Origin of the sequence: Vibrio sp. V10_P2A27P122 (assembly GCF_963874335.1) — a bacterium.
Classification (GTDB): Bacteria; Pseudomonadota; Gammaproteobacteria; order Enterobacterales; family Vibrionaceae; genus Vibrio; species Vibrio anguillarum.
The window spans coordinates 1-10,755 of the sequence record NZ_CAWNHY010000027.1 but is presented as its reverse complement, the minus strand read 5'-3'; the positions used below and the strand labels follow the sequence as shown (position 1 = coordinate 10,755).

The following is a 10,755-nucleotide window of genomic DNA, read 5'->3' as shown; positions in this document are numbered from 1 at the left end:
GTCTCAATGGCCGACAAAAACTATTACCGGGTCTTAGGCCTAACCATGCTTTTTTCGGGTCTATTGCTAAACCCAATATCTCAGGCTATTGCTGTTGAGTTTAGCGCGGATGCGGTAGCTGAGTCAGAGGGGCAGTGGTGGAGCACTTACACCTTAGCGATTAAAAATACAGGAGCAGAGTCAGCGGATATGCGCGATGCGGTAATCGAATTTGTATTACCCGTTGCGATTAACGATATAGGTTGGCAATCATCGGCGCTATCCCATCCTACGTGGAGTTTATCTCATACTGCTCAAGCGGGCGGTATTCTCCATTCAGTGGCGCTCAAATTCCCTGAAGGTGCTTGGGTTGACAGCGTTCTGAATGCCTCAGAATCACTCTCCTTGACGATCGCTTTTGCTGGTTCATTGGAAAACCTGAGTGCTTTTGAAGATTCTGTTATTGTGAAAATGGAAGGGGGCATCACACCACCGCCCGATTTTTCGCTAGATATTCTCTCTCCAGCGCCAAATTCAGTGGTATACACGGGCACAGACGTTAGCATTATGGCTCGTATTGATGGTGAGAGTGCCGGTAAGCTTGAGTTTTGGGCTAACCAATACAAAATTGCTCAACAACCATTGAAGCAAGGTGTCACCGAGTATCAGCAAGTGTGGCAACCGAAAGAAATAGGAGCCGCTTCCATTTCAGTTATCGCGTTCAATGAGGAAGGCGATAAGCTCTCTGAGCAAAGCGTGCCTGTTTCTGTCGAGTCAGAATCGACGGCGCCTAATCCTCCGGTCGTTGAGTTCATTTCCCCAGAAGCGGGATCATCCCACCCACAAGGCACAAGTTTGACGATCTCTGCTGAAGTGACCGATGCTGATAATGATCTGGCTACCGTTAAATTTTTTGCTAATGACACCGAAGTTTGCAGTATCGATGCCAAAACAGAGCAAGTGTTCTCTTGTGACTGGACCCCTCAAACGGCCGGAAGCGCTGCATTACGTGTTGAAGCGCAAGATGATGAACGGCATGTAACACAAAAAAATCTGACGATTACGGTTACTGATGTGAGTGGTAGTTGCGGTGACGTTGCTCAGTACCAAGATGGCGTGAGCTATCAAGTGGGAGATGAGGTAACCAATATTGGCCATATCTACTCATGTAAAATCGCAGGTTGGTGTGGTAACCCAGTATGGACACCGGGTACTGGGCATCCAAATTATCCAGATGCATGGAAAGATGCATGGAATGACGTTGGTGAGTGCGATCCTAACCCTGTTCCTGAAGTGCATGTTCAATCGCCAGAAAATGGACAAAAAATAGCACCCAATCAGCCATTTGAGGTGGTCGTTGAGGCGAGCGACGATACCCAAGTGGCGCGTGTCGATGTTCAATTGAATGGCGAAGTCGTTGCAACATCCACCTCTTCTTCGGGCGATCTCTATACCATCACTGTGCCTGCTCAAGTTGAAGGACAATACACTCTCACGGTTGCCGCGTATGACGATCAAGGCGCAAGTGCTCAAACTGCACCGATTTCGATTGCCATTACTGATAAAGATCTGCTGGTGTCACTCTCTGCCCCTGTAGACGGTTCAAGCTTCTTTGAAGGCCGAGCGATCTCAATCAAAGCGGATGCTAAGAGCTATGAAGGCGAGGTGACGTCCGTGACGTTTATTGCCAACGGCAAGGTACTGAATCAAGACACCGAAGCACCTTATGAATATGAGTGGATTGGAGCGCAAGCAGGTAACTACGCTATTTACGCAAAGGCGCTCAACAGTGCCAATCAAGAGCAAATGTCGGCCCCATCCAATATTACAGTGAAAGAGAGTACCGGTGGTGGTGGCCTTGCCGATAACCCAGACCGTGCCATTAGTTATCTCACTTCTTGGGGATTAAACGATTATGAAAAACTGTTTAATTCTGAAGGTGACGGTTATTTATTATCGTTCGGTAAATGGGATGCTAGCGGCAACATTACGATTTCTGATGACATGGTAACCCCACCAAGTTACAACCCAGATTGGATGCCATCTCAGTACTTAGCGTGGTCAACCTTAAAACACGATAATAGCAATGTCACCATGATGGTCGCGTTTGGTGGTCAAACTTATGAAAGTATTTGGTCTGCGATTGGTAGCGATGTAAATCGGGAGGCGGTGGCCAATGGCCTCGTTGAATTGGTCAACAAACCCTTCCCTGTCTATAAGAAGAACCTAAAACCAGAAGAGGTGGTGGGTGACTGCCTTGCGACGGGGGGTGATGGCCAATGTGATTACAGCAAGTACCAATTAGCGGGTTATGTGCAAATCGATGGTCTTGACTTCGACTTCGAGAAAGCAGCGCGCATTACCGATAAAGAGAACCAAGACCTAACCGCATTGATTAAACTGATACGCCAAAAAGTGGGAGACAATAAAGTGTTGTCGCTGACCACATACCATGTCGGTGCTGATCCTGTGGCATGCATGGATTCAAGTATGTTTGAAAATTGTTCTTACGTTGAGCCATCAGGTCGCTCGTCTCACCATGGTGAAGTGATCGATCTGTTACAAGCAACCAAGAACGATTTCGATTTCTTCAACGTCATGACCTATGACGCCGGCCAAAACTTCCTCTACGATGTCGCGATGGCCAATTACGCTCAATACATTGGAGACAAGTCGAAAATTGTTTTGGGCAATACGATCAATAGCCAGTGGGGGCCAAACGGCAATTTTGTGGAGAGCCGTGAAAACAACCTCAACCGTGCCAAGTGGCAAAAAGAGAATGGTTACGGTGGTTTCTTTATCTGGGCGTTGGGTTCAAATAATCAAAGTCTGAGCATGGAACAGCAAGTCGAGTACTTCAACGAAATGATCAGTGTCAGTAAGTAGCCTGCATGGTTACTTTGTGAGTTAACTAGATAACGGAAGGCCATGGTGCCTTCCGTGTTTTTATCCATCGTCATCAACTTAATCTGAATCGCCGAAGCTGAAATAGAGAACCGTATTCGACATTTTTGATCATTTCCATGAATGTCGGCATTAAACATAACAATATTTAATTTTTCTTAATTAAAATTTGGTCGTTCCCAGCTCCTATTTTTCGGCCAGGCAACCAGTTACCCTCCACGCCATTACAATGCGACTACTTCAACGTTCATCGCTATATAAATACATAAAAACCAATAAGATTTTTTCCGTTACGGCGAACTTTGAATTACTTCATGCTCAGGCGAGTCGAAATCCATTGTAATAGAGCGACTCAATAGCCACAGTGGTGATGCGATGTTAGTTAGAAAGGTTTCTAGAGATTTGGCTTCTGCTCAAGCGCGAGAAAATTGGTTGGCGTATTGGCAACATTTTAGCCGTGAAAGTCAGGCGTTTTGTTCCGAGATTAACTGTTTAGCACCGTCTTCTCAGGCGATGTTGGTAAAATGCGATAAAGATGAAGAAGGGGTGTTTGTGATCCCACTTTGTCAGTGTCATAGCGACAACTTAGAAGGGGTGCTGGAAATAGGGGAGAGTACCGAAGTGCTCCCCTTCCATTACACGTTATAAATCAAAGCGGTAGTTAGCGTTTTTGGTAAAGCCGCTCAGGACGACCTACCCGACCATGCTGGATACAAGCTTCCAGAAAACCACTGGCCACACAATATTCAAGATAACGTCTGGCGGTGGTTTTGCTGATCCCAATCGCTTGTCCTAACAACTCTGCGGTGTACGCGGTTTGTGGTTCATGGTGATAAATCTCTTGGATTTTGATCAAAGTAAGTTCATCTATCCCTTTGGGTAAACTATCGAGTTGCTCAGTTTTAGCCTGAAAATTAAACAGTTCATCAACGTGGCGCTGATTGACGCTGTCATTAGCGCGCAGCGAGCTAGTGTATTTTAGATAACGCTCCAGCGAGTTTTGCACTCGATCATAGGCAATTGGTTTTAACAGGTAATCAAATACTCCGCAGCGAACAGCTTCGCGTACTGTCTCCATATCGGAAGCGGCAGTGATAAAAATCACATCTGGTGCTTGCGGTTGATGAGTTAGCTCCTTTAAAAACTCTATGCCACGACCATCTGGTAGGTAGTTGTCTAAAAAAATCAGTTTAGGCTTGAGAATGCGCACCATGTTACGTGCTTCATTAATACTTTGTGCCACGCCAACAGGGCGAAAGCGGGTAGTTTGTTTGAGATAAAAGCTGTGCACATCAGCAATGCTCGTTTCATCCTCTACGATCAATACGTCGATTAATTCCATCATAATCAGCTCTTATTATGCCCTTCAGCTAGTGGTAAGTGGTTTTCCGCCACAAGTGTTTTGGGTCGATTGGGAATAAAAATAGAAAAAATAGTCCCTTGCGGCTCTGCACTGTCGATAAGTATCGAACCATGAGCCTGAGTGACAAATTGATGAACAAGGTAAAGTCCAATACCGTGTCCTTGCTGGTTTTTGCTACTCACTCCCTTGAGAAACAAGGTTTGGGCAATGTCGGCAGGAATGCCATTGCCATTATCTGCCACTTCAATCACCAACTCTTCACCGTTATCGGTCAGCAGCAGGGATATGGTTTTATTGTTGTTTGGGTTTTTTAGCGTCGCTTCAAATGCGTTATCCAGTAGGTTACCGAGCACTGCCGCCAGCTCATCTGACGTCATGCATTGCGGCTCTTGATGTAGATGTGACATCGGGTCGAACTCCAAGCACAGCCCTAGCTCTTTAGCACGGCTGTATTTACCGAGCAGTAATCCTGCGATCACTTTGGGATGAAAGGTCTGGGAGATGAAATCGATCAGTTGCTGCTGCTCGGCGGTTTCGCGGCGAATGGTTTTGACGGCTTCATCGTATGCGCCGATTTGAATTAAGCCGCCGATGGTGGATAGTCGGTTAGCAAACTCGTGACTCATTACGCGTAGGTTATCGTTGTGCTGACGGATCTGGCTAAGCTGGGAAGTCAGCGTATTGAAGTCGTTGCGGCGACGAAAACTCACCACCCAACCAATTTGCTGTTGCCCTGAATTGATTGGCACACGGTTCGCCACCAAGGTTTCACCATTACAGCTAATCAGTTCATCTTGCTGGTTGGTGCTGTTTTGCTGTGCTAACTGACCAAACGGACTAGCACCCATGAAAAAGTAAGTCGGAGTGATGAACTCTTGAACATTACGTCCAATCAGATGATTCGGTTGGTGGGCAATGCCAAGAATATTAAGTGCCTTAGCGTTCACAGAAAGGATTTCACCCTTCAAGCTAATCGCAACTATTCCTTCATACACACTTTGTAGAATGGATTGCTGCAGGTTGAGGTTCATGGCGATCTCTTCCGGCTCCATATTGAACATCTGTTGCTTGATATGGCGGGTAAACAGCCAAGCGCTCAATCCAGAAAGCAGCATGAGTAGGGCCACAGTACTGAGCATTGGATAGGAGTAAATGCGTAGCCAATCACTGATATGATCGAGTAAATAGCCCACAGAAACCACACCCAGAACCTGTCCGGAAGGTGAGACAACAGCAGCCTTACCGCGAATTGCCCAGCCTAGGCTGCCTTTTTGGGTTGAGGTGTAATATTCGCCCTCTTTTAACGCTCTACTGCTGTCACCGCCTTGCATGGGTAAACCAATTTTTCGCTCATCTGGATGGGCAATGCGAATACCATTGGCATCGCCAATCACAATAAAGTTGGCATCTGAAATGCGTTGTAGGCGATCGATTTTAGTCTGTACTTCGGTGAGACGATTTTGTTGGATTAGGGCAATTAAATTGGGGTCAGTCGCAATCTCACGCGCTTGAATCAGAGCCTTAGTGCTGATCTGATCTTGTAGGGTTTCACTAAGAGTTTGATGGAAAAAGCCGGCTACCAGCAAAAGCTGGATCACTACCATAGCAACCAGTAGTGCACCGACCCTTTGCTGAAACGAAAGAGTCTGGCAGACTTTGGTGTGTAAAAAGTGGGCTAGTGATATTTTCATGCCGGCGAGTCTATCCTTGCTATAAGTGAGGCTTATTGATTGGAGTCTAAGAAACACCAATCAATAATGTCTATCCCATCACATATTTGATCATAACACCTGCCGCTACTGCAGAGCCAATGACCCCAGCGACGTTTGGTCCCATGGCATGCATCAGCAAAAAATTCTGCGCGTTGGCTTCTAGCCCGACCTTGTTGGAGACGCGTGCCGCCATCGGCACGGCAGAAACTCCGGCTGAACCAATCAGTGGGTTGAGTTTGGTGGTGGAGAAACGGTTCATCAGTTTAGCCATCAAAACCCCTGCGGCAGTACCGACACAAAACGCAACAATACCGAGCACCAAAATGCCGATAGTTTGTGGCTGGAGGAATTTATCCGCCATCAGTTTCGAACCGACTGATAGGCCAAGGAAAATAGTCACTATGTTAATCAGTGCGTTTTGCGCTGTGTCGGATAAACGCTCCACCACACCACACTCACGCATCAAGTTGCCAAAGCAGAACATACCGAGCAGTGGCGTTGCAGAAGGCAGTAAGAGCGCAATCAAAATCAGTAACAGCAGTGGAAAGCCAATTTTTTCTAGCTTGTGTACCTGGCGCAGTTGATGCATCTGAATTTTGCGTTCTTCTTGCGTGGTCAGCGCACGCATTATCGGCGGCTGAATCATAGGTACTAACGCCATGTAGGAGTAGGCTGCGACCGCAATTGCCCCCAACAATTCAGGTGCGAGCATGCTCGAGACGTAAATTGCCGTAGGGCCATCCGCACCACCTATGATGCCAATCGCGGCGGCTTGCGCCACGCTAAAATCCATCACCCCTAAACTGCTTAATGCCAATGCACCCAGTACGGTAGTGAAAATACCAAACTGAGCCGCCGCACCGAGCAGCAGGGTTTTGGGGTTGGCGAGCAGTGGACCAAAATCCGTCATTGCCCCTACGCCCATAAAAATGAGTAGAGGGCCAACTCCGGAGGCGATGGCTAGACTGTAAAACAGATAAAGCATGCCATCGCTGTACTGATACTGCTCGGCGAGCAAGTGCAAGGTGGTCATTTGTAGTGGCGTTGCGCTACTCAATGCTTGCTTAATGTCCAAAGGCATGTACGAGCTAAGTTGTAGTACTTTTGAAAAGGCCGTCATCACTTCCGGTTTGGCGGCATACAAGGCATTTTCTATCGCCGACATGGCAAGCCCTGCATCAGGCAGATTAGAGAGAATGCCACCAAACCCAATAGGCACTAGTAGCAAAGGCTCAAAGCGTTTAAAAATAGCCAGATAGAGCAGCGTTAAACCGACAAGGATCATGATGGCTTGCCCCCACTGGAGGTGGAATAGGCCAAAATCATGCACCATAGCTAAAACGTTTTCCATTATTTTTGTCCCTGATTATGCTAGTACTAGCAAGGCTTCGCCGACTTGTACTGCATCGCCTTCATTGACTTCAATGACACTGATCACTCCAGCACGTGGTGCGCGGATTTCAGTTTCCATCTTCATCGCTTCTAAGATCAGCAAGACATCGCCTTCAGCCACTTCATCACCTGCTGCCGCATGAATTTTCCAGATATTGCCAGAAAGAGGTGCTGCGAGGTTTTCACCTTCTGCTGCATTCGGTACTGGTGCGTTATTGGCCGACGCTGCTGGCGCGACATGTGTCAGCTCGCCGCCTTCATCTACCTTCACCACATAGCTTTGGTTGTTGACGGTAATGGTGTAGACACCGTTACTTGCGACGGACTGACTTTCCACTGACGCGGCTTTGGCTTTTGCCGCGGGCATTTGAGAGGCGTCACCAGTTTTTGCTGCTTGTGGTGCGGGTTCAAATGCTTCTGGGTTATGGCGATTCGCGAGGAACTTCCAACCCACTTGATCGAACAGCGCAATGGTCAGCACATCATCAATCGCATTCTTGGCGAGAGTGATGTGTTGCTCTTTAGCTTGCTGCAATACGCGGTCTTGCAAGGTTGGCATTTCAGCAGTAATCAAATCAGCGGGGCGGCAGGTTATGGGCTCAGCACCTGCTAATACTCGAGCTTGCAACTGCACGTTGACCGGCGCAGGTGTTTTACCGTATTCACCTTTCAGTACTCCGCTGGTTTCTTTGGTGATGGTTTTGTAACGCTCACCCATTACGACGTTGATCACCGCTTGTGTACCCACGATTTGTGACGTCGGAGTCACTAGTGGCAAAAAGCCAAGCTCTTCACGTACACGCGGGATCTCTTCGAGCACTAAATCGAGTTTATCAAGTGCGTTTTGCTGTTTGAGTTGGCTTTCCATGTTGGTCAGCATACCGCCCGGGACTTGCGCCACCAAAATACGTGCATCACTGCCTTTCATCATGCCTTCAAAGGCGTGGTATTTTTTGCGTACATCGCGGAAATAGGTCGCAATATTTTCGAGCTTAGCGATATCCAACCCGGTGTCGTAGCCCGTGCCTTGCAAGGTGGCGACCAGAGATTCCGTCGCTGGATGACCATAAGTGCCACTCATGCTGGAAATCGCGGTATCGACCCGATCAACGCCCGCTTCAATCGCTTTGAGTAAGGTCATATCGGCAAGGCCAGCAGTGGAGTGGCAGTGCAGATGCAATTCGACATCCACTTGTTTTTTCAGGGTTGAGACTAACTCTTCGGCAGAATACGGGGTTAAAATGCCGGCCATATCTTTAAGGGCAATCGAATCGACACCCAGCTCCGACAGTTGCTGCGCTATGTCGACCCAAGTTTGTAAATTGTGCACTGGACTCGTGGTGTAACAGAGCGTGCCTTGCGCATGCGCACCCATCTTTTTCACCGCTTGTAGTGCTTGTTGCATGTTACGCACATCATTCATCGCATCGAATACGCGAAACACATCCATGCCATTTTTCACTGCGCGCTCGACAAAGGTATCCACTACATCATCAGCATAGTGACGATAGCCGAGTAGGTTTTGTCCGCGCAGTAGCATTTGCAGTGGCGTATTGGGCATGGCTTGTTTGAGCAAGCGTAGGCGTTGCCATGGGTCTTCGCCTAAAAAGCGGATGCAACTGTCAAAAGTCGCGCCTCCCCAACATTCCAAAGACCAATAGCCGATCTGATCTAATTGCTGCGCAATCGGCAGCATGTCGTCAATCCGTAAGCGAGTGGCAAAAAGAGATTGGTGAGCGTCGCGTAATACGACATCTGTTACACCTACGCGTTTAATCGCCTGAGTCATCTGTTATTTCTCCTTCACTAAGATAATTTTTGTTGTGCTTTATGGTGATGGATAGCTGCAGTGAGCACCGCGAGCAACTCACCTTGGTTTTGTTTGGATTTAGCCTTATTGGCTGGTGTTTTTTTATTGCCCGTTTTGGTTGGTACTTGAGGCGGGGCAAAACGTACAATCAAGTACGACATGGTGCGAGTTGCAAATACTAAGAAAATCAAAAAGATGAACACAAAGCCCATCCCCAGGGTCAGCAAATTAATCCCTTCGAGGAATAGTGAGGTTGATTGCATAGTCACTTCCAGTGATAAAAACAGGGTTGAAAATAGGGAGAAAAAAGAGGCGCGCTAGGCGCGCCAAATAATCCCAAGGAGCAAGGGTTAAAGAGTTAAACAAACATACCGAACACCACGCTGGCGATAACGAGCACAATGCCGCCACCCAGACGTGAAGAGATTTGTGCGTAAGAGAGCAAATTCATACGGTTAGAGGCCGCGAGCACTTCAAGGTCACCAGAACCGCCGCGATTAGCCATACACAGACCTGCGGTGATAGAGGATTCAATAGGATAGAAGCCCATCGCCCAACCACCTAAAGCAGCACCCAAAGTCGCCCCAAGTACAATAACAGTGGCAATAATCACGTTAGTAAAGGTTAAGGCATTGATGATTTCCGCCAGATCGGTGTAAGCAATACCAACGCCGACCATCAATAGCCACAGCATCTGTTTTGAGAAGAAATTCGACAGGCGTTTCGCGCCCTCTTTGATTTCATCACTGCACAAACCCGCCGCGTTAAGGATGGCGATGATCACCACCATGTAAGCAAAAGTGTGGATCTGAATCGAGCCAAAACCGGGCAGAATTTCTTTCGATAAAGCGTAAGAGAAGGTGTACACACATGCGGCCAGCATTAAACCAATCGCAATTTCACGGTGAGTGATATTAAGATTTTGGGCTTCTTCATTGACGTCTAGTTTTGAGCTGCGTACTAGCTCGCCATTGCCAGTTAATAATGGGATCTTTTCACCAATAATGTTCAGAGCAGCAGCTACGATGATAGCCACTATATTAGCGATAGTTAAAATGGCGACCGCTACTGAGTAGTATTGTTCTTTTGAACCACCAGTGACCGATTCATATATCTCGGAAAGTGGAATTGCACCTGCGCCATTACCACCGCCCATAATCGGCAGCACATACAGCATCATGATGCGATCAGGGGTGATACCAAATACGAGGCCGATAGCGATACCAAATATCGCCGCACCGGCAACCGCAGCCAGAATGGTCGGAATGTAACCGGCTAGAGAGCGGATCAGTAGTTTACGGTTGACCGCCAAAATGGAGCCAGTAATGAGTACTGCGATGAACAGATCCAAGAACTTGCTCTTATCCATCACTTCGGTCACGGTTTTTATTTCACGGTCGCTGAGCCAGCCCATGTGGACGAACCAAGCAGCAACCAAGAAAATCATTACCGGTGCACCGCCGATGTATTTATTAAAAATAGGTAGGCGTTTGCCAACTTCGCCAAATATCGCGCCGATGACAAACATAAAAGAAAAACCACCGACCAGACCGCTAGGTAAAGTGTCAGTAATATGGGCGGCTAATACAGTGATC

At 47.6% G+C, this 10,755-nt stretch carries 7 protein-coding genes and 1 pseudogene; 2 read left to right on the top strand and 6 right to left on the bottom strand.

Annotated elements, in window-relative coordinates; translation table 11 throughout:
* The first annotated feature begins 6 nt into the window (after positions 1–6).
* Entirely contained in the window at positions 7–2,865 is a 2,859-nt protein-coding gene (locus AACQ17_RS01835; RefSeq protein ID WP_094147190.1) for an Ig-like domain-containing protein, read from the top strand.
* Positions 2,866–3,258: 393 nt separating this feature from the next.
* Complete coding sequence (locus AACQ17_RS01830; protein WP_017048247.1) at positions 3,259–3,531, top strand: hypothetical protein; 273 nt, start codon at positions 3,259–3,261, stop codon at positions 3,529–3,531.
* 13 nt (positions 3,532–3,544) lie between these two features.
* On the opposite strand, the gene AACQ17_RS01825 is transcribed toward AACQ17_RS01830, so the two are convergent.
* From AACQ17_RS01825 to citS, 6 genes and pseudogenes are all read right to left on the bottom strand, one after another.
* On the bottom strand, positions 3,545–4,228 hold the full coding sequence (locus AACQ17_RS01825) for a response regulator (protein WP_017048248.1): 684 nt from the start codon (positions 4,226–4,228) through the stop codon (positions 3,545–3,547).
* Positions 4,229–4,230: 2 nt separating this feature from the next.
* On the bottom strand, positions 4,231–5,937 hold the full coding sequence (locus AACQ17_RS01820) for an ATP-binding protein (protein ID WP_094147738.1): 1,707 nt from the start codon (positions 5,935–5,937) through the stop codon (positions 4,231–4,233).
* A 70-nt stretch (positions 5,938–6,007) separates the two neighbouring features.
* Positions 6,008–7,309 (bottom strand): sodium ion-translocating decarboxylase subunit beta, encoded by a 1,302-nt coding sequence (locus AACQ17_RS01815; protein WP_094147737.1) that lies wholly within the window; start codon positions 7,307–7,309, stop codon positions 6,008–6,010.
* A gap of 15 nt (positions 7,310–7,324) precedes the next feature.
* Positions 7,325–9,139, bottom strand: a complete 1,815-nt coding sequence (gene oadA / locus AACQ17_RS01810) for a sodium-extruding oxaloacetate decarboxylase subunit alpha (protein ID WP_094132198.1) — start codon at positions 9,137–9,139, stop codon at positions 7,325–7,327.
* Between the two features lie 17 nt (positions 9,140–9,156).
* Positions 9,157–9,526 (bottom strand): annotated as a pseudogene (locus AACQ17_RS01805) (OadG family protein).
* Positions 9,519–10,755 (bottom strand): citrate/sodium symporter CitS (citS, locus tag AACQ17_RS01800; protein WP_240507666.1); only part of this gene is annotated, 1,237 nt, incomplete at its 5' end. The pseudogene AACQ17_RS01805 and the gene citS, both read right to left, overlap by 8 nt.